General features: G+C 74.4%; 18 protein-coding genes. 6 read left to right on the top strand and 12 right to left on the bottom strand.

The genetic code is table 11. The features are described from left to right. Positions 1-43: 43 nt before the first annotated feature. Both ACZ52J_RS22365 and ACZ52J_RS22360 read right to left on the bottom strand, forming a co-directional pair. Positions 44-1,684, bottom strand: coding sequence for a serine/threonine-protein kinase (locus tag ACZ52J_RS22365; protein WP_465621078.1), 1,641 nt, complete (start codon positions 1,682-1,684; stop codon positions 44-46). A 75-nt stretch (positions 1,685-1,759) separates the two neighbouring features. Continuing rightward, positions 1,760-2,359, bottom strand: a complete 600-nt coding sequence (locus ACZ52J_RS22360; RefSeq protein ID WP_465621077.1) for a TetR/AcrR family transcriptional regulator — start codon at positions 2,357-2,359, stop codon at positions 1,760-1,762. A 116-nt stretch (positions 2,360-2,475) separates the two neighbouring features. Here ACZ52J_RS22360 and ACZ52J_RS22355 point away from each other — a divergent pair, with 116 nt between their 5' ends. After that, the gene (locus tag ACZ52J_RS22355; protein WP_465621075.1) at positions 2,476-3,657 is read left to right on the top strand and encodes an FAD-dependent monooxygenase; all 1,182 of its coding nucleotides are present in this window, start codon (positions 2,476-2,478) and stop codon (positions 3,655-3,657) included. A gap of 339 nt (positions 3,658-3,996) precedes the next feature. Then, a complete protein-coding gene (locus ACZ52J_RS22350; protein ID WP_465621073.1) occupies positions 3,997-4,695 on the top strand; it encodes a class I SAM-dependent methyltransferase in 699 nt (232 codons plus the stop codon). 255 nt (positions 4,696-4,950) lie between these two features. Here ACZ52J_RS22350 and ACZ52J_RS22345 read toward each other — a convergent pair whose 3' ends face one another. After that, positions 4,951-5,463, bottom strand: a complete 513-nt coding sequence (locus ACZ52J_RS22345) for a MarR family winged helix-turn-helix transcriptional regulator (protein ID WP_465621071.1) — start codon at positions 5,461-5,463, stop codon at positions 4,951-4,953. 136 nt (positions 5,464-5,599) lie between these two features. On the opposite strand from ACZ52J_RS22345, the gene ACZ52J_RS22340 reads away from it, so the two are divergent. Beyond that, positions 5,600-6,553 carry an EamA family transporter gene (locus tag ACZ52J_RS22340; protein WP_465621069.1) on the top strand — a complete coding sequence of 318 codons (954 nt, stop codon included), beginning with the start codon at positions 5,600-5,602 and terminating at the stop codon, positions 6,551-6,553. Positions 6,554-6,575: 22 nt separating this feature from the next. Beyond that, positions 6,576-6,872: a DUF1330 domain-containing protein gene (locus tag ACZ52J_RS22335; RefSeq protein WP_360499561.1), complete on the top strand. Its 297-nt coding sequence runs from the start codon at positions 6,576-6,578 to the stop codon at positions 6,870-6,872. A 67-nt stretch (positions 6,873-6,939) separates the two neighbouring features. On the opposite strand, the gene ACZ52J_RS22330 is transcribed toward ACZ52J_RS22335, so the two are convergent. The 4 genes from ACZ52J_RS22330 to ACZ52J_RS22315 form a co-directional block, all read right to left on the bottom strand. Then, on the bottom strand, positions 6,940-7,761 hold the full coding sequence (locus ACZ52J_RS22330) for a hypothetical protein (protein WP_465621066.1): 822 nt from the start codon (positions 7,759-7,761) through the stop codon (positions 6,940-6,942). Between the two features lie 93 nt (positions 7,762-7,854). Next, complete coding sequence (locus tag ACZ52J_RS22325; RefSeq protein ID WP_465621181.1) at positions 7,855-8,862, bottom strand: TolB family protein; 1,008 nt, start codon at positions 8,860-8,862, stop codon at positions 7,855-7,857. A 20-nt stretch (positions 8,863-8,882) separates the two neighbouring features. Beyond that, complete coding sequence (locus tag ACZ52J_RS22320; RefSeq protein ID WP_465621065.1) at positions 8,883-10,247, bottom strand: MFS transporter; 1,365 nt, start codon at positions 10,245-10,247, stop codon at positions 8,883-8,885. Between the two features lie 5 nt (positions 10,248-10,252). Next, positions 10,253-11,203 carry an alkaline phosphatase family protein gene (locus tag ACZ52J_RS22315; protein WP_360499555.1) on the bottom strand — a complete coding sequence of 317 codons (951 nt, stop codon included), beginning with the start codon at positions 11,201-11,203 and terminating at the stop codon, positions 10,253-10,255. 256 nt (positions 11,204-11,459) lie between these two features. Here ACZ52J_RS22315 and ACZ52J_RS22310 point away from each other — a divergent pair, with 256 nt between their 5' ends. Next, entirely contained in the window at positions 11,460-12,797 is a 1,338-nt protein-coding gene (locus ACZ52J_RS22310; protein ID WP_465621064.1) for a cobalamin biosynthesis protein, read from the top strand. Beyond that, positions 12,794-13,840: an Rv2231c family pyridoxal phosphate-dependent protein CobC gene (gene cobC, locus ACZ52J_RS22305; RefSeq protein ID WP_465621063.1), complete on the top strand. Its 1,047-nt coding sequence runs from the start codon at positions 12,794-12,796 to the stop codon at positions 13,838-13,840. Before ACZ52J_RS22310 ends, cobC begins: the two co-directional genes overlap by 4 nt. Before the next feature lie 36 nt (positions 13,841-13,876). Here cobC and ACZ52J_RS22300 read toward each other — a convergent pair whose 3' ends face one another. From ACZ52J_RS22300 to ACZ52J_RS22280, 5 genes are all read right to left on the bottom strand, one after another. Beyond that, the gene (locus ACZ52J_RS22300; protein WP_465621061.1) at positions 13,877-14,722 is read right to left on the bottom strand and encodes an MOSC domain-containing protein; all 846 of its coding nucleotides are present in this window, start codon (positions 14,720-14,722) and stop codon (positions 13,877-13,879) included. After that, a complete protein-coding gene (locus ACZ52J_RS22295) occupies positions 14,719-15,255 on the bottom strand; it encodes a hypothetical protein (RefSeq protein WP_360499547.1) in 537 nt (178 codons plus the stop codon). Before ACZ52J_RS22295 ends, ACZ52J_RS22300 begins: the two co-directional genes overlap by 4 nt. Further along, positions 15,252-15,830, bottom strand: coding sequence for a hypothetical protein (locus ACZ52J_RS22290; protein WP_465621059.1), 579 nt, complete (start codon positions 15,828-15,830; stop codon positions 15,252-15,254). Before ACZ52J_RS22290 ends, ACZ52J_RS22295 begins: the two co-directional genes overlap by 4 nt. A gap of 329 nt (positions 15,831-16,159) precedes the next feature. Next, positions 16,160-17,182: a glutamine synthetase gene (glnII, locus tag ACZ52J_RS22285; protein WP_360499544.1), complete on the bottom strand. Its 1,023-nt coding sequence runs from the start codon at positions 17,180-17,182 to the stop codon at positions 16,160-16,162. 244 nt (positions 17,183-17,426) lie between these two features. Beyond that, positions 17,427-18,458 (bottom strand): SCO1860 family LAETG-anchored protein, encoded by a 1,032-nt coding sequence (locus ACZ52J_RS22280; RefSeq protein ID WP_465621057.1) that lies wholly within the window; start codon positions 18,456-18,458, stop codon positions 17,427-17,429. Between the last annotated feature and the right edge of the window lie 51 nt (positions 18,459-18,509).

The following is an 18,509-nucleotide window of genomic DNA, read 5'->3' as shown; positions in this document are numbered from 1 at the left end:
GCCCGCGCCCATCCGCCCCGGGTGACGGTCGCGGGCAGAGCCGCTACAGGACCAGGGTCCGCCAACCCCGGGTGATCTGGTCGTCGACGGCCACGGGGTCCGGCGTCGTCGGCTGGGCCGCCTCCAGCACTGCCAGCAGGGCGGCGCCGTCCGCCGGGCGCTGCGCCGGGTCGATGGCCAGCGCGCGGGTGACGACGGCGGCGAGCGCCGGGTCGAGAGCCCGGACCGCCGCCAGCGCGGTCGGTTCGGGCCCGGTGTCCACGATCCGGCGGATCACCGCGCCGGTGCTGGTCGCCGCGAACGGGCTGGCCCCGTGCGCCGCGCACACCACGCAGCACGCCCAGGCCCACACGTCGGCGGCCGTACCGACCCGCTCATCGCCGAACTGCTCCGGCGCCATGTACGTCAGGGTGCCGGGCCCGCCGCCGGTGGCGGTGAGCCGGGTGCCGTCCACGATCGCCGCGATGCCGAAGTCCAGCAGGCGCGGGCCGGCCGTGGTCAGCATGATGTTGGCCGGCTTGAGGTCCCGGTGGATCAGCCCGAGCCGGTGCACCCCGGACAGCGCCACGGCCAGCGCCAGCGCGAGCGCGCGGAGCGCCTCGGCGGAGCGGATCGGCCCCTGCTCCCGCAAGTGGACGTCCAGCGGGCGGCCGTCCAGCAACTCCATGGCCAGGTACGGACGTCCGGCATCCACGCCCGCGTCGAGCACCCGGGCGGTGTAGGCGCCGGGCATCATGGCCAGCACCTCGGACTCACGCTGGAAGCGGCGCAACAGCTCGGCGTCGTCGAGGAGTTCGAGGTTGATGGTCTTCAGGGCGACCTGGGTGGCGGAGCCCTGGCGCTGGGCGAGGTAGACCGTGCCCATCCCGCCGGAGCCGATCCGGCCGAGGAGCTGGTAGCCGCCGATCGTGCGGGGCTCGTGGACACGGAGTGGACCGTGGGCCACGGGCGGGGCAGGTGATACGGGCGGCGCAGGTGACACGGGCGGCGCGAACTGCGGCACCGGCGGGGCGGCCGGAACGTGCTGCGTCGGAACGTACGCCTGCGGCGCCGGGGTGGTCGCGGCCGCGTTCGGCGCAGGGGTGGCCGGTGCGGCGGTGTTCGACCTGGTGACGACCGGCTCGTGCCGCCTGCTGGTGACGGCCGCACCGATCTGGAACAGCAGCACGGCGAAGACCAGCCAGTACGGCAGGGCGAACACGCCGATCACCGCGCGCAGGGCGAGCAGGCCGAGGACCCGGCGCCAGGTGGCACGTGCCGACCGGACCTGCTCCGGCATGCGGACGGTCAGCAGGTTGCGCTGGGTCAGGAACCAGAACAGCAGCCAGAGCACCAGGGCCGAGATCACGGGAACGAGGTACCAGAGCCTCGCCGTGTGGAGGGCCAGGTGCGCCTCCCTGCTCAGGTAGCGCACGTTGTCGGTGTCGATCGGCTCCCGCAGCATCCGGAGGGTGTCGGTGTCGCCGAGGAACAACAGGGCATCCAGCCCTGCCGCGCAGACGAGCCCCACCAGCGGCGCGGCGATGAACGGCACCCGACTGACCGGGGCGCCCGCACCCACGGCCGCCGCCGCCCGTTGGCGCGTCGCCCGTTGAAGCCACAGCAGCAGCGGAAGTGTCACCACCCGCACCACCAGCAGCACGAGCAGGAGGAACACCGGTGCGACGAGGCTGACCACGCTCATGTCTCCCCCTTGGCCGATCGAGCACACGGAGTAACGGAGTATAAGCGGGACGACCCGGGCCTCTCCCCCGGGCTCCTACTCTGCCGCCGTGAGCAGCGCGTCGAGGTAGCGCGCCGCATCGTCGCGCAGTTCCTCCGGCATCGGCGTGCGCCAGTGCCCGCTGCCGGCCGTCGCGTTGAACAGCACGCCGTCGCACCAGCGGACCAGCCGTCGGGCGTCGGCTGCCGGGTCGGTCGAGCCGCACCGGGCGAGCAGGACGGCGGCGGCGTCGGCGAAGCGCGCGCCCAACCGGTCGTAGACGGCGCGCAGTTCGGGCCGCCTGGTGGCTTCCAGGGCGAGTTCGAGCCGGGCCAGGGTGAGCCGGCGTCCGGTGGTGAGCGCCTGGAACAGCAGATCGGCGGCGACCCGTACGAGCAGCTCGCGCGGCGGGGTGTCGGCCGGCGGCTCACCGGTGAGGACGGGGTGCTCCCGGGTCTCCCGCTCGACGATCCGGGTGAGCGCGACCTCGAGCAGGGCGGCCCTGGTCCGAGCGAGGTTGGAGGTCGAGCCGGCGGGCAGCCCGGCCTCCTCGTCCACGGCGCGGTGGGTCAGCCCGCGCAGGCCGCGTTCGGCGATCAGGGCGATGGCTGCGTCGGCGATCAGGGTCGGGCGCGGGGGCGTCATGGGTCCGATCATGGCCTTTCTCCTCGGGCGTCCCAACCTACTACGGCAGTAGTCTGCGGCACTACATCCGTAGTACGGTGTGCGGGCAGCGCTAACTACAGCCGTAGTGCGAGATGAGGAGCCCACCCATGGACAGGCACCAGGCGATCGTCATCGGCGGCGGCATCGGCGGGCTCACCGCCGCCCTCGCCCTCCACCGGCAGGGCATCCCCGTGGCCGTCCACGAACGCGCCGCCTCGCTCGAACCCGTCGGCGCCGGACTCGCCCTCGCCCCCAACGCCCTGCGCGCCCTCGACCGGCTCGGCGTCGGCGAACGCCTGCGCGCCCTCGCCACCCCGCACCCCGCCATCGGCCTGCGCCACCCCTCCGGCCGCTGGCTCGCCCGCACCGACACCGCCACCTTCGAGGCCCAATTCGGCGACCCGATCGCCGCCGTCGCCCGCGCCGATGTCATCGCCGCCCTGGTCGACGCCCTCCCGGACGGCACCGTCCGCACCGACTCGCCCGCCTCGCTCGTCACCCCCGGCAGCGCCACCGAACCCGCCGTCGTCCGGACCCCGGACGGCGACCGGCCCGCCGGGCTGGTCGTCGCCGCCGACGGCATCCGATCCGCCACCCGCGGCCTGCTCTTCCCCCAGCACCCCGGCCCCCGCTACAGCGGCTTCACCACCTGGCGCACCATCGTCACCCCCACCCGCCGACCGGACGCCGCCGGCGAGATCTGGGGACGCGGACAGCTCGCCGGGATCGTCCCGCTCGCCGACGGCCGCGTCTACGTGTACGGCGCCGCCCTCGCCCCGGCCGGCGCCCGCGCCGCCGACGGCGACGAGAAGGCCGAACTCCTGCGCCGGTACGGCACCTGGTGCGCGCCCGTACCCCAACTCCTCGCGCTCGCCGAGCCGGAGCGCGTCCTGCGCCACGACGTCTGGGACCTCGCCGACCCGCTGCCCGCCCACCACCAGGGCCGGGTCGCCCTCCTCGGCGACGCCGCCCACGCGATGTGCCCCTTCCAGGGCCAGGGCGCCTGCCAGGCCATCGAGGACGCCGTCGTCCTCGCCTCCCTGCTGACCCCGTCCACGGACCCCGCCACCGCCCTCCCCGCCTACACCGCCACCCGCCTCCCCCGCACCACCGCCATCGTCACCGCCTCCCGCCGCATCGGCGACCTCGTCGCCCTCCGCACCCCCGTCGCCACCCTCCTCCGCACCAGCGCCCTCACCCTCGCCGGCCTCCTCCCCGCCCGCGCCCTCCTCCGCCGCTCCGCCCCGATCTACGACTGGCAGCCGCCGGCCCTGGACGCGACGGCCTGAGGGCGCCGCAAGGCACCGGAGACGGCGCGGACCGGGCCGCCCGGACTACGCGTCAGTGTCCTTCGGATGCCGGGACGAGGCGTAGACGACATGCACGGCCCGGCCCGCCTCGTCCACCAGGTAACGCACCCGCCCCCCTGCGGTCACCTCGTACTCCAGCCCTTGGCGGCCTCGCTCGTACCGATCCGCAGCCGCCACTCGTCACCGATGGGCGGCGACGGGACGTCGTCACCGCGCTTGGGGCTCACGGCTCGACCACCTCGCCGTGGTCGTCGCCGGGGAGCGGCCTGGTGAGCAGCGGTACGGCCGGTGTCAGTGGCGGTGGGGACAATGCCCGGCATGAGCGACTCCGACGATTCCAGCGGGCCCGCCTCCGACCCCGGCTCCGGCTCCGGCCCCGACATCGCCGAGTACTGGGACGCGGCCGCCGAGGCCTTCGACGAGGAGCCCGACCACGGGTTGCGGGACGCCTCCGTCCGGGCGGCGTGGGTGCGGCGGGTTCGGGGGTGGGTGCCGGGTGAGGCCTGCGACGTGCTCGATGTGGGGTGCGGCACGGGCTCGCTGTCGTCGCTGCTCGCGGCGGACGGGCACCGGGTGACCGGGGTGGACCTGGCACCGCGCATGGTCGAGCGGGCGCGGGCGAAGCTCGCGGCGGCGGGGCTGCCGGGCCGGGTCCTGGTGGGTGATGCGGCGGCACCGCCGGTCGGGGGCGAGGGTTTCGACGTCCTGTTGTCGCGCCACCTGATCTGGACGCTGCCCGAGCCCGAGCGGGCCCTCCGCGCCTGGGTGGGGCTGCTGCGCCCGGGCGGCCGGCTGGTCCTGATCGAGGGCCGGTGGCGCGAGGCCGGGCAGGCCGTGGCACCCTACGCGGCCGGGGCGGAGCGGCTGCCGTGGAGCGGCGGCATCGGGGCGGACGAACTCGCCGGTGCCGTACGACCATTGGTGGCCGAGCTGCGGGTCGAGCCGCTCAGCGGGGACGACGAGCTGTGGGGTGGCCCGGTGTGCGACGAGCGGTACGCGCTGGTCGCGTACCGCTGAGCGGCGCGTCCGCCTGAGCCTTTCGTACAGCCGGGCGGCACGTACGGCCGGGCAGCCCGTCAGGCGCCGCTGCCGAAGGTGCCGCGCCGGGGGTCGGCGCGGCGCTTCTCCTCCGGTGCGGTTCCGCAGGGTCCGCGGGTGCGGTTCCGCCGGAGTCAACGCGGACGGGCGGGCGCTGGACACGCCCGCCTCCGCGTCACGCTCCCCGTCGATCCTTCCCCGCCGGCCCTCCCCCGCGTCGACCGGAGTCGCCGCTCAGCCGAGGAGGGGTTCGGTGTCCCCGTGCGCGATGAGGAGCTTGCGCAGCAGGCCGTCGAGCTGGGTGCGCTCGTCGTCGTCGAGCGCGGCGAGGATGCGTTCCTCGTTGCGGACGTGGCCGGCCAGGGCGCCGTCGATCAGCTCCTTGCCGGCCGGGGTGAGGCGGACGAGGACGGCGCGGCGGTCGTCGGGGCAGGGGTTGCGCTCGACCAGGCCCTTGGCCACCAGCCGGTCGACCCGGTTGGTGATGGCTCCGGAGGTGACCATGGCGGACTTGAGGAGGGCGCGGGCGTTGAGCTCGTAGGGCTCGCCGGAGCGCCGCAGGGTGGCCAGGACGTCGAACTCGGAGGAGTCCAGGCCGCAGGAGGTGAAGTACTCGCGCAGGGCGGCGTCGACCCGGACGTTGAGTCGCCGCAGCCGGCCGATCAGGGCCAGTGCCCTCGGGTTGAGGTCGGGACGGGTCCTCGCCCACTGCTCGACGATGTCGTCGACGGTGTCGCGCTGCTCCATGGTGTGCCGCCTTCCTGGTTCTGCTTCGCGGACCCCCGTCCAAATATCTTAGCCTTCACATACTTGACGTTCACCTACCTGGGGGCGTAGAACTTATCTCAACGTTCAGATAATCAACGTTCAGGGGATGGCCGTCATGGACCGCAAGCGCGCAGCAATCGCCGCCACCGCCGCACTCGCCCCGGCCGCCTGGGGCACGACCTACCTGGTCACCACCCAGCTGCTGCCCGAAGGCCGCCCGCTGCTGCTCGCGGCACTGCGCGCCCTGCCGGCCGGACTGCTGCTCCTGCTGATCGGCCGCAAACTGCCCAAGGGCGCCTGGTGGGGGCGCGCGGCCGTGCTCGGGATGCTCAACATCGGGCTGTTCTTCCCGCTCACCTTCGTCGGCGCGTACCGCCTGCCCGGCGGGGTCGCGGCCACCATCGGGGCGATCCAGCCACTGCTCGTCGCCGGGCTCTCCATCGGCGTCCTTGGCGTACGGCCCGGACGGCGCGCACTGCTCGCGGGACTGATCGGAGTCGGCGGCGTCGCCCTCCTGGTGCTCAAGAGCGGCGCCCGGCTGGACGGTGTCGGGATCGCCGCGATGGTCACCGCCATCGCGCTGATGGCCACGGGCACCGTCCTCACCCGCCGCTGGGGCCGCCCAGAGGGCGCCACCCTGCTCGACCTCACCGCCTGGCAGCTCCTCGCCGGCTCGGTCTTCCTGGTGCCGCTCGCGGCCCTCGTCGAGGGCGCACCGCCCGCCCTGAGCGCCGCCAACCTGGCCGGCTTCGCCTATCTCGGCCTCTTCAGCACCGCCCTCGGCTACATCCTCTGGTTCCGCGGCATCGAGCGGCTGGGCGCCGGACCGACCTCGTTCCTCGGCCTGATCAACCCGGTGGTCGCGACCGTGGGCGGTCTCGTCGTCCTCGGCCAGACCCTCACCGGGTGGCAGCTCCTCGGCCTGACGCTCGCCCTCGGCGCCATGTTCGCGGGTCAGGCCCCCGCCCGGCGGCCCAAGGCCGTCACCGCCCCCACCACGCCCGCCAACCCTGTCGCTCCTCTCGCTCCTGCCACCACTGCCATCCCTGTCGTTTCTGCCACCCGCTGACCACTACCGCACGGAGTACGCCATGCACTACATCGTCATCACCCGCACCGACAGCACCCCCGACGCCGACCTCGGCCACTACCTCGCCAATGTCGGCGCCACCATGGAGCCCCACCAGGGCCGCCTGCTCGCCTTCGCCGCCCCGGCCCGGCTGGAGGGAGACACCGCCTACACCAAGACCGCCATCCTCGAGTTCCCCACCGAGGCCGACGCCCACGGCTGGTACCACTCCCCCGCCTACCAGGCCCTCGCCACCTGGCGCATCAGCACCATGGGCCACCCCGTCACCATCGCCGCCGTCCCCGGCCTGCCCGGCTGACGCCGCCACCCGAACCGTCCAGGCCCCGCCGCGCACCGGCGGGGCTTCGGCATGCCCGGCGGCGAGGTCAGCCGGTGGCGCGGATGTAGATGTCGGCGGCGCCGGAGAGGCCGCCGGGGATGGCGGCCACGTAGATGCGGCGGGCGGTGGGGGTGTGGGTGGGCGTCGGGGTGGGGGCTGGAGTCAGGGTGGGGACGGGGGTGGTGACGACGGGCTCGTCGTCGGGGGTCGCCTCGGGGGTTGCTTCGGGAGCGGCTTCTGGGGCAGCTTCCGGAGCTGCCTCCAGGCCGGCGTCGCCATCGCCATCGCTATCGGCATCGCCATCGGGGGCCAGGACGGGCGTGTCCTCGGCGGGAGCGGGGGAGGCCGAAGGGGACGGAGAAGCGGAGGGGACGGCCGACGGGGAGAAGGTCGGGGCGGGGGAGCTGATCGGCCCGTCGGGGAGTTCCGGGGCCTCGGCCGGCTCGTCGCCGCCGAGGGCGGCGACGAGGTCGGGCGGGAGGGGGGCGGCCGGGCCGGGGGCGGGGAGGTCGTAGGCGCTGAGGAAGTCGCCGACGCCCGGGGCCTTGCCGCCGCCGAGGCGGTAGTGGAGGTAGGCGACGGGGGCGCCGTCGGAGGTGTGGGTGTAGACGGCGCCGACCGGGACGTAGTACCGGCCGACGCCCGGGTGCTGGGAGGGGTGGAGGCCGGCCAGGCGTTCGGCGCGGTCGCGGTCGGTCTCGTGGCCGGTGCGGCCGACGGTGAGCGCGTTGACGCCGCGCACCACGAGGGCGGCGGCGACGGACACGCACAGCACCAGCCCGACGGCGACGGTGCGCCGCAGGACGGGGCGGCCGTGCAGGGCGGGCCAGGAGTCGGTCACCATGCGCTCGGGTGGGATGCCGTCCATGGTTGCTCGCTCCCCATCGGTCAGGACGTTCGATCCGGACATTCGATCAGGACGTCGCACTGTGCTCGACGTGGGACCGTATCCGAGAGTTCCTCAGCCCAGGTAGGCGGGGGCCACGGCGGCCTTGGTGAGTGAGTGCGGGCTGCCCGAGCCGTCGGCCGGCACGGTCCACAGGTCGGCGCCGTAGTCGCCGGGCAGGGCGTAGACCAGGGTGCCGTTGCCGTCCCAGAGCGCCTGGTCGTCGATGTTGCGCTGCTCGGCGGTGGCGGTCTCGGTCATGGTGGCGAGGTCGAGGACGTACAGCCGCCAGGGTACGTCGGCGGGGAGGCCGGGGACGCGCTTCTTGTACGCGATGCGGGTGCCGTCCGGGGAGAGCGAGGGGCACTCGACGTTGTCGTGCAGGGCGGTGAGGGTGCGGGCGGTGAGGTCGCCGCGGACGAGGTGGGTCTGCCCGGAGCCGGCGACGGTGGCGTAGAAGGTGTTGTCGTCGGCGAAGGTGACGCCCCAGATGTTGGTGTCGTGCGCCTGGTACGGGTGGCCGTCCAGGATGACCGCGAAGTCCTCCAGGTTCTCCCGGAGGTTCCAGTCCCGGACGTCCACGATCGAGGTGCGGGTGGAGAAGTCGCTGCCCGCGTAGGAGTCGCCGCTGACGAAGACCGTCCAGGCGGCGAGGTGCCCGGACGGTGAGACCCGGGAGCGGGTGGGGATGCCGGCGGCCGGGAAGGAACGCCGCTCGCGCAGGTGGTCGTCGAGGATGACGGCCCGGTAGGTGTCCTCCAGCGCGCCGCGCTGGGCCTGCAGGCAGATGCCGGTGCCGGCGGCGGCGTGGAAGCGCAGGCACTGGACGCCGGAGGCGGTGCGCGGGCCGTCGGGGCGGTCGGCGGGGACGGTGGTGATCTCGTCCCGGTGCGGACCCCAGGCCATGTTGCGGAACAGCAACCGGCGTCCACTGCCGGGCACCTGGAGGGAGACGGCGCCCGACTCGACGGACGGCCCACCGGGCTGGACCTGGTCCCGGCGGGCGGTGCGGCCGGCCGCGTGCAGGACGGCCCCGGTGCCGACCGCGCCGAGCAGCACGACGGCGACCAGCAGGATGATCATCCTGGTCCGGTTCGGCAGGTTCACGAGCTCTCCTCGGCGGCGACGGGTGCGGCATCGCAGTCAGCAGCAGGTCCGGCAGGTCCGCCGTCGGCCACGGTCAGCGGTTCGGACGGGCGCAGCACCGCCGCCGCGCCGAGCACGCACAGCGCCAGCGCCCCCGTCGACCAGCCCAGCGCCGCCGGGCCGCCGACCGCGCCCCACAGCGCGCCGAACAGCAGCGAGCAGGCGAACCGGGACAGCGCCTGCCCGGTGCCGACCAGGGCGAGCCCGGCGCCGCGCTGCTCGGCCGGTACGGCGTCGGCGGCCGCGGCGGCGAGCACGCCGTCGGTGGCCGCGTAGAACGCGCCGTGCAGCACCAGGACGCAGATCACCGCCGGCAGTCCGCGCAGCGGCGAGAGCAGCAGCCCGTACGCGAGCAGCAGCACGCCGTGTCCGGCGAGGAAGAGCCGGTGGCGGCCGATCCGGTCGGCGAGCGCGCCGAGCGGGACGGCGAGCAGCAGGAAGGCGGCGGCGGTGCCGAGCGGCAGCAGCGGGAAGAGGGTGACGGACAGGCCCAGCCGGCGCTGGATGAGCAGGTAGAGGAAGGAGTCGCTGACGGTGGTCAGCCCGAGCAGGACGGCGCAGAGGGCGAGCCGCCGGAGCCCGGGCAGGCGCAGCAGGGTGAGGCTGTCACGCAGCGAGGGAGCCATAGTTGACGGATCGTCGGATCGCGGCCGGTTCGGCACGAACAGCAGCAGGATCAGGACGCCCAGGGCGGCGACGCAGGAGCTGACCGTGAACACCGCGTCGTAGCCGTGCCGTTCGCCGCCGTCGGCGAGCAGCGGGCCGCCGGCGAGCCGCAGCACCAGGAAGGCGGTGAGCGGTCCGAGCAGGGCGCCGGCCGTGTCCATCGCCCGGTGTACGCCGAACGCCCGTCCGCGGTGGGCGGGTTCGGTGGCGAGCGAGATCATCGCGTCCCGGGGTGCGGTGCGCAGGCCCTTGCCGGTGCGGTCGACGGCGATCACCGCGCCGATCAGCGGCACGGTGTGGACGAGCAGCAGCAGCGGCCGGCAGAGCGCGGAGAGTCCGTACCCGACGGCCGCGACGGCCTTGTGCCGGGCGGCGCCGTCGCGGCCCCGGCGGTCGGCGAGGTGGCCGCCGACGAGGCGGACAAGGGCGCTGAAGCCGTTCTGGATGCCGTCGAGCAGGCCGAAGCCGAGTGGGGAGAGGCCGAGCCCGGTGAGCAGGTAAAGGGGGAGGACGGCGGTGACCATCTCGGAGGAGATGTCGGTGACCAGGCTGACGGTGCCGAGGGCGAGCACCGTGCCGGGGACGGCGCCCCGCCGCACCGGGCCGGTGGCCGGTGCGGCGGGCGCCTTCGAGCTGCGGGAGTCCGCGACGTACACGGGCGTCAGTTCCAGATGCCGGTGATGTCGACGGCGCCGGCCGAGTTGCCCGCGTGGGCGTCGAGGCCGGCCAGGTCCTCCAGGGTGTGCAGCACGTCGTAGTGGTTGTAGGTGGTGGCGGTGCTGCTGCCGGGGGCGACGTGGGCGCCGTAGACCAGGGTCGGGATGCGGTTGCCGGACAGCCTGTTGTCCTCGTCGAAGGTGACGACGAGCAGGCTGTTGTGGCTCTTCGCCCACTGCGCGTAGGCGTCGAGGTTGCTCTGCAGCCAGGAGTCGCCGGTGCCGACGGAGCAGTCGTGCATGTCGTCGCAGAGGTCCGGGACGACGAAGGAGACCTTGGGCAGGGTGCTGTAGTCGGCCGGGAACGCGTCCATGCCGTAGGCGCTGTCGGTGGGCACGTTGCCGAAGCCGAACCACGGGTTGTGCTTCTGCGCGTAGTTGTCGACGCGGCAGTCGGTGGCGCCCTGGGCGGGCAGGCCCTCGTTGTAGCTGGCCCAGGTCTGGCCGGCGGCGAGCAGTTCGGAGGCCAGGTTGGGCCCCTGCAGCGCGCCGACGTCCACGCAGCTGTCGTCGACGATGCCCTGCGAGCTGCCGGAGAACAGCATGTAGTAGTTGGGCTGGCTGGGGTGGGTGAGCGCGTGGGACTGGGTCAGCCGCGCGCCGCCGGCCACCAGCGTGCCGTTGATGTACGGGGCGCTGGAGCTGCCGATGACCTGCGAGTAGGCGTGGTTCTCCAGGACGACGACGACCACGTGGTCCGGCGCGGGCAGGCCGGTGGCGGTGTCGGCGAGGGCGGTGTCGGCGGCCGCGCTGCCGCCCGCGGCCCAGAGGCCGAGCGAGCCGGCGATCAGGCCGAGCCCGGCGGCGAGGGCGGTCAGCGGGCGGGCCGTGCGGAGTCTGCGCTGGGGGCGGTGGGGGGTGGGGGTTCCGGGGGTGCGGGGTCGTGCGAAGGCCATGGGGTCCTCCGTGCGTCGGGCTGCCTGGCTGGAGCGCCGAGAACAGTAGGATCGCGCCGGTGTCGTGTACGGCACAAGACAGGTGAAGAACAGACGAACAGCTGTCTCCCCCTCGGCCGTCGGGCCCGACTGCACGGCCCTGTATGCACGGGCTTGAGCCGCGTCACACCCTCCGCGATTGACCCCCTCCGGCCGCCCGTGGTGGGATCGCGGGGGCCCGCTGCCGGAGGGCCGGGAACGGCAAGGAGTGCGGTACGTGATCGGACTGGTCGCCATCGACGGGCCGGGCCGCCCGCTCGCCGACGAGTTGCACGCGCGCTGGCCGGAGAGCAGCCACGTCCACCAGGCCTACCGCGGCAACTGCTCCCAGCCGCCCGACGTCCTGGACTTCGCCCTCCGCCGGTACCGGTTCGTGGTCGCCGTCGCCCCGCTCCCGACCGTCGTCTCCCTGCTGACCGGCGGCCTCGTCGACCTTCCGCGCGGCAGCGCTCTGCTCTGCGTGGACCCGCAGCGGCGCTGGGTGATCCCGATGGCCGGCGGGGACGCCGCGGAGGAGCTGTCCGTCGAGGTGGCGGCCGCCCTCGGTGTCACCCCCGTCCCCACCGGCCACGCGCCGCCGGCAGGGCCGCCCCCGGGGGTCCGGGCCGAGCCGGCCGAGGCGGCCCAGGCGACCGACGCGCCCGAGACAGCCGACCTGCCCGAGGACGCCCCGATCCTGCGGGTCACCGACCGGGAGGACCCGGGTTACGGCGACCTGCTGGTGCTCCCGCGCACCCTCGTCGTCGGGATCGGCGCCACCGGCGGTGCCAGGCGGACCGAGGCGATGCGGCTGCTGGCGGCCACGCTCGAGGAGGCCGGCCTGGCCCGCTCGGCGGTGGCCCGGCTGGCCACGGTGGCCGGCAAGGCGGACCACCCGGCGGTGCGCTGGGCCGCGTTCTGCGTCGGCGGGGTGCCGGTGGACGAGTACCCGGCGGAGGAGCTGGCGGAGGTGGCGGTGCCGAACCCGTCCGCGGTGGTCGGGGCGGCCGTCGGCACGGCGAGCGTCGCCGAGGCGGCGGCGCTGGCCGGCGCGCCGGGCGGTCGGCTCGTGGTCGCCAAGCGGAAGTCGGCGACCACTACGGTGGCGATCGCCCGGGCGACGCTGCGCGGGCGGCTCGCCCTGGTCGGCCTCGGGTCAGGCGATCCCGACCTGCCGACGCCGGGCGCGCTCACCGAACTGCGCGGCGCCTCGGCGGTAGTGGGAACACCCGAGGCGTTCGAGACGCTCGCAGCGGTCGAGAAGCTCGCAGCAGCCGAGGCGGTGGCCGGGCTGCTCCGGCCGACGACCCGGCGGATCGCGGTGGACGTCGCCGCCGGGACGACGGCGGACGGCTCCGGGGCACCCCTGGACCCCGCCGGAGCCGCCGCGCACCTCGCCGCCCACGGACACACCGTCGCACTGGTCGTCCTCGGCGACGGCGCCGGACTCACCGTGCCGCCCGGCCCGTACGAGCTCCACCGCCTGCCCGGACCGCCCGCCGTCACCGCCGACGGCACGGCCGGCGCCACCACCGCCTCCGCCCACCCCACTCAGCACCAGGGAGACCCCGCGTGACCGCCCCCGAACCCGACCTGCGCCACCACGGCGACGCCGAGGTCCGCGCCGACGGTCTCGGCCTGGTGGACCTCGCCGTCAACGTCCGCACCGGCACGCCCCCGACCTGGCTGCGCGAGCGCCTCGCGGCCACCCTCGGCGACCTCGCCGCCTACCCCGACCAGAGCACCGCCCGCGCCGCGGTGGCCGCCCGGCACGCCCGCCCGGTCGGGGAGGTGCTGCTCACCTCGGGTGCGGCGGAGGCCTTCGTCCTGCTGGCCCGCACTCTGACGTCCAGTCACATCGTCGTCGTACACCCGCAGTTCACCGAACCGGAGGCGGCACTGCGGGATGCCGGCCACCGGGTGCACCGGGTACTGCTCTCCCCCGAGGACGGGTTCCGACTCGGCGCCGTCCCCGAGGAGGCGGACCTGGTCATCCTCGGCAACCCGACCAACCCGACCTCCGTGCTGCACCCGGCCGAGGCCGTGGCCGCGCTCGCCCGGCCGGGGCGGACCCTGGTGGTGGACGAGGCGTTCATGGACACCGTGCCGGGCGAGCGGGAGTCCCTCGCCTCCGTGCGGGACCTGCCCGGCCGGGTCGTCGTCCTGCGCAGCCTCACCAAGACCTGGGGGCTGGCCGGGCTGCGCATCGGCTATGTGCTCGGGCCCGCGCCACTGATCGCCGAACTCGCCGCCGCCCAGCCGCTCTGGCCGGTCTCCACCCCGGCGCTGGCCGCCGCCGAGGCCTGCAGCGGCCCGGCGGCGCTCGCCGAAGCGGACCGGGCCGCCGCCGAACTCGCCCTCTGGCGCGACCACCTGGTGAAGGGCCTGGCCGCCTTCCCGCAGGTGCGGATGTACGGAGAACCGGCGGCCTCCTTCGTGCTGGTCCGGCTGCCGCACGCGGCGGCCGTCCGGGAGCGGCTGCGCGAGCACGGCTTCGCCGTCCGGCGCGGCGACACCTTCCCGGGGCTCGGCGAGGAGTGGCTGCGGATCGCCGTCCGGGACCAGGACACCACCGACCGGTTCCTCAAGGCCCTTGAGGCGGTACTCAGTTCAACCTGAGCTCGTTCAGCCCCGCTCCTTTCAGCCTCAGCTCCTTCAGCCACGCTCCTCCAGCCTGAGCCCCTCCAGCCTCAGGTCGTCGCCCGTCCGGATCCGCCCGGGCACCAGCACCTGTGCGTACACCCCCGCGCAGGGCAGCTCCGGCATGCCCTCCAGCGGGACCACCCGGTTCCGCTCGGCCGGGATGCGCAGGGCCTCGGTACGGCGGGGCAGCGGGCCGTGCCGCAGGGTGGGGACGGCGCAGCGCGGGGTGGCCGCCAGGACGCGCAGGCGCAGCGTCGGGCCGATGGCCAGCTCCCGCCCCACCCAGGCGTTCTCGACGAAGCCCTCATCCTCGGTTCGGATCACCAGGTTCGGCCGGTAGCGCTCGGCCTCGGAGCCGGTGGCGCGCAGTGTCGAGGTGGTGATCAGGTGCAGCGGAGCGAAGTCGAAGAACCCGCCGTCGGGCGCGGCGCGGCCCAACTCGTTGACCGTGACGTCGACTTCGGCCGCGATGCCGTGCGCCAGCACCTCCTCCGGCACGGCCCGCTCGACCGTCGCGCCGGGTGGGCGTTCGGCGACCAGCGCAACCTTGCGGCCGAGCGCCTCGGACAGCTCCGCCTCGTCCGCGCCGCGCCCGTCCGGACCGGTGATCGCCACGCCGCCGTCCGCCGTGGCCGCCGCCGCGTACCCGAGCAGGCCCGACCAGAGCCGGGGGTGCTTGGCGCTGGCCACCCGCCCGGTCGCCAGGTCGAGCAGCGCGCGCTCCCGGTCACCGGCCAGCCCCCGGCCGGTGATGTCGGCCGCGTCCAGCTCCTCCCCCAGCAGGGACTTCACGGGGTAGCGCCGCAGCCGCTCGACCGTGCCGATGCCACCCCCGACGCGCATGCCGGTACCGCTCACTGCTCCTCCTCCGCCCATTCCCGCAGCGCCTCGAAATGCAGCTCGCGCAGGCCGAACCGGGGATCGATCCAGAGCGCCACGGCCGGTCCCGGGTGGTTCGCCGCGATCCATTCGATGTCCTGCGGGCCGAGTTCGTCGTCCACCCAGACGAACGGCCGCCCGGCCGCCCAGGCGACCAGGTCCCGGGTCTTCCAGTGCAGCCCGTCCGGATCCTCGCCGAACATCTCCGTCCAAGGGATGTAAGGGAGTTCGGGCAGCCCGATGCGCGGCCCGATGAAGGTGTTGGCCTCGTCCATCCAGGTGGTCGCCCACACCAGTTCGTACGGCAGCGCGAGCAGCTCCGGCCCGTGCGCCGGGTTCAGCCACACCCGCAGCGGCTTCACCCGCCCGCGCGGCTGCGGCGCGTGGCGGGCCACCCACGACTCGGGGAGCAGCCGGTGGGTCCGGTAGCCCTCCGGGCGACGGGTCTTGGGCGCGGCGTAGGGGTTGAGCGGTCCGTCCACGTCGAGGAGGAGCAGCGGCTGCCCGGTCATGCGGCGGCCGCCCACTCCCGCAGGGCCGCGAAGTCGTCGGCCAACAGGCCTATGCGGGGGTTGACGTGCAGGGTGAGCGCCGGCCCCGGGTGGTTTGCCGCGATCCACTCGGCGTCCTGCGGGCCGAGTTCGTCGTCCACCCAGACGAACGGCCGCCCGGCCGCCCAGGCGACCACGTCCCGGGTCTTCCAGTGCAGCCCGTCCGGATCCTCGCCGAACATCTCCGTCCAGCGGATGTACGGGAGTTCGGGCAGCCCGATGCGCGGCCCGATGTGGGTGTTCGCCTCGCTCATCCACCCGGTGGCCCACACCAGTTCGTACGGCAGCGCCAGCAACTCGGGCCCGTGCGCCGGGTTCAGCCACACCCGCAGCGGCTTGACCCGGCCGGCCGGGCGCTTCGCGTGCTTCGCGCGCGTCGCCAGCCTGGCCTGCGCGGCCGCCTGCCGCTCCTGCTTCGCGACCCACCAGCCGGGCAGCAGCCGGTAGGTGCCGTAGCCGTCCGGCCGCCGCTTCGGCGCGGCGAAGGGGTTGAGCGGTCCGTCCACGTCGAGGAGGAGTAGCGGCTGCTGGGTCATGCCATGAATTCTCGGTCCGGCGGGGGCGGTTGACCAGCGATTTGCCGGTCACGATCGGGCCCTGCTTGCCTGCCCGCCTGCCCGCCTGCCGCCTGCCGCCTGCCGCCGCCCTCCGGCCGCGCGCCCCGGGCATGCCGGGCGTACCGGCCGTGCTGGGCGTCACAGTGGCCAACCGAGTTCAACGATCCTGCGACCGTCACCCCAGCCACCCCCGGGTGCCACGCCTCGGCAGCCGGGAAGCCCGCCGACGCCCGAGCGCGCGAACGCCCGCAGGCCCTCCCCGGCGGGGGAGGGCCTGCGGGCGTCGTGCGCGCCTCGGGGGCGGTGGATCAGACCTGGCCGGCCTTCTCCAGGGCCTCGCAGCAGGTGTTGATCAGGAGGCGGGTGACCACGTAGGGGTCGATGTTGGCGTTCGGGCGGCGGTCCTCGATGTAGCCCTTCTGCTCCACCTCGACCTGCCACGGGATGCGGACGGAGGCACCGCGGTTGGAGACGCCGTAGCTGTAGACGTTCCACGGGGCGGTCTCGTGCTTGCCGGTGAGGCGGGACTGGATGTCGTCACCGTACTGGCTGACGTGCTCCAGCACCTTCTCCTGGGAGGCGCCGAGCGACTCGCAGGCGGTGATGATGGCGTCGTAGCCCTCGCGCATCGCCCGGGTGGAGAAGTTGGTGTGGGCGCCCGCGCCGTTCCAGTCGCCCCTGGCCGGCTTGGCGTCGAGGGTGGCGTCGATGCCGAACTCCTCGGCGGTGCGGTAGAGCAGGTAGCGGGCGATCCACAGGTCGTCGGAGACGGTCAGCGAGTCGACCGGGCCGATCTGGAACTCCCACTGGCCGGGCATGACCTCGGCGTTGATGCCGCAGATGGCGAGGCCGGCGTCGATGCAGCGGTCCAGGTGCAGCTCGACGATCTCGCGGCCGAAGACCTCCTCGGCGCCGACGCCGCAGTAGTAACCGCCCTGCGGGGCCGGGAAGCCGCCCTCGGGGAAGCCGAGCGGGCGGGAGCCCTTGAAGAAGGTGTACTCCTGCTCGATGCCGAAGATCGACTCCTGAGCGGCGAACTTCTCGTGCACCTCACGGAGCAGCGCGCGGGTGTTGGACTCGTGCGGGGTGCCGTCCGTCTCCAGGACCTCGCAGAGGACCAGGATGTTGTCGCCGCCACGGATCGGGTCCGGCACGACCTTCACCGGGTCCAGCACGCGGTCCGAGGCGTGGCCCTCGGCCTGGTTGGTCGAGGAACCGTCGAAGCCCCAGGTCGGGATCTTGTCGGCGTTCGGCAGGACGCGAGTCTTGGAACGGAGCTTCGCGGTCGGCTTGGTGCCGTCGATCCAGATGTACTCGGCCTTGATTGCCACGGCTTGTCCCTCGCGTTACTGGGTGGTGGGTGCCCGCGTAGCGTCGCAAGCCGCCGTTTCCCGGTTGTTCCTCTCATGTAACGCGCATGTGAACCAACCGTCCGCGTTGGCACGGTCACGGTGCGGGAGTGCCGGGGGTGGCACTCCCGCGTCGCGCGGTGCCTCCGGTGCCTGCGGTGCCCGGGTACTGCGGCGTTCCTGGCGCCCCGACACCGCCACGACACCGCCCCGACACCGCGCCGGCTCAGGGCCGGCGGGCGTGCGCGGCCCGGCGGCGCCGGGTGGCCCACAGTGCGGCCGCCCCGCCCGCGACCAGGGCCGCGGCCCCGGCGGCCAGCGGGCCGGTGGCGCTGCTGCCGCCGGTGGTGGCCAGCCGTTCCGGCTGCACGGACCTCTCCGCCCCGGCCTGCGGGACGGCGGCGCGCGAGGTGGTGGCATCGGCCACCGGCTGGGCGGTGGGCGCGGTGCTCGGGGTGTTCGGGGTGTTCACGGCGGACGGGCCGGCCGACGGCGCCGTGGGCTTCTCGCAGCCCACCGAGGCGACGGTGACCTTCCCGGTGACCTTGGCGACGTTCAGGTTCAGCGGGTTCACCTCCACCTGCACCTCCAGGGCCGAGGCGGCGGCGGTGGTCGTGGTGGTGGTCTTCTTGGAGAACTCCACCGACACGCTGCCGATCAGCGGCACGTCCACCCTGGTCGGCCCGTACAGGCCGACGGTGACCGGCTTGCCGAGCACGGTCAGCTTGGCAGGCGCGACCACGTCCGCCGTCGGCGGCCCGTCCACCGGGCAGGTCACCTCGGCGCTCATGGCCTCCAGGCCGAGCAGCGCGGTGGCGGGCAGGCCGGGGGCGTGCACGTCGGCGTTGACCAGCTTGACGGAGGCCGCGGCGCCCTTGGCGTCGACGCGGGTCACGGACTTGCCGACGTCCGCCTTGACCAGGGTGACCGGACCCTGCTGGTCGACACCGTCCACAGTGGCGGTGAGTACGGAGCCGTCCCTCTGGGCCGGCGACTCCACCTTGTTCAGCGCGATGTTCACCGGGACGTCCACGGCGTTGTTCAACAGCTTGACGTCCAGGGCGAGTTCGGCGGTGACGGCGCGCGCCTTGCCCGGGGAGGACGCGGTGGACGGGACGGCCGAAGCAGCCGGGGCAGCCGGGGCGGCGGGAGCAGCAGGAGCGGCAGGGGCGGCAGGGGCCGCTTGGACGGGCCCGGCGGTGAGGGCGGTGCTCACCAGCACGACGGCGGTTGCGGAAGCGATTCGGCGAGAAGACATGGCGGTACCCCCACACAGATGAAACGATGAGCCGCCAGTCTTCTCGAACAA

Source organism: Kitasatospora sp. NPDC034035 (assembly GCF_055575755.1).
Note: the sequence above shows the minus strand (reverse complement) of the source record. Positions and strands in the feature narration are given on the sequence as shown.

Coding starts and splice junctions, on each gene's coding strand:
- ACZ52J_RS22365 (WP_465621078.1), bottom strand. CDS start 1,684: ATGAGCGTGGTCAGCCTCGTCGCACCGGTGTTCCTCCTGCTCGTGCTG.
- ACZ52J_RS22360 (WP_465621077.1), bottom strand. CDS start 2,359: ATGATCGGACCCATGACGCCCCCGCGCCCGACCCTGATCGCCGACGCA.
- ACZ52J_RS22355 (WP_465621075.1), top strand. CDS start 2,476: ATGGACAGGCACCAGGCGATCGTCATCGGCGGCGGCATCGGCGGGCTC.
- ACZ52J_RS22350 (WP_465621073.1), top strand. CDS start 3,997: ATGAGCGACTCCGACGATTCCAGCGGGCCCGCCTCCGACCCCGGCTCC.
- ACZ52J_RS22345 (WP_465621071.1), bottom strand. CDS start 5,463: ATGGAGCAGCGCGACACCGTCGACGACATCGTCGAGCAGTGGGCGAGG.
- ACZ52J_RS22340 (WP_465621069.1), top strand. CDS start 5,600: ATGGACCGCAAGCGCGCAGCAATCGCCGCCACCGCCGCACTCGCCCCG.
- ACZ52J_RS22335 (WP_360499561.1), top strand. CDS start 6,576: ATGCACTACATCGTCATCACCCGCACCGACAGCACCCCCGACGCCGAC.
- ACZ52J_RS22330 (WP_465621066.1), bottom strand. CDS start 7,761: ATGGACGGCATCCCACCCGAGCGCATGGTGACCGACTCCTGGCCCGCC.
- ACZ52J_RS22325 (WP_465621181.1), bottom strand. CDS start 8,862: ATGATCATCCTGCTGGTCGCCGTCGTGCTGCTCGGCGCGGTCGGCACC.
- ACZ52J_RS22315 (WP_360499555.1), bottom strand. CDS start 11,203: ATGGCCTTCGCACGACCCCGCACCCCCGGAACCCCCACCCCCCACCGC.
- ACZ52J_RS22295 (WP_360499547.1), bottom strand. CDS start 15,255: ATGACCGGGCAGCCGCTGCTCCTCCTCGACGTGGACGGACCGCTCAAC.
- ACZ52J_RS22290 (WP_465621059.1), bottom strand. CDS start 15,830: ATGACCCAGCAGCCGCTACTCCTCCTCGACGTGGACGGACCGCTCAAC.
- ACZ52J_RS22280 (WP_465621057.1), bottom strand. CDS start 18,458: ATGTCTTCTCGCCGAATCGCTTCCGCAACCGCCGTCGTGCTGGTGAGC.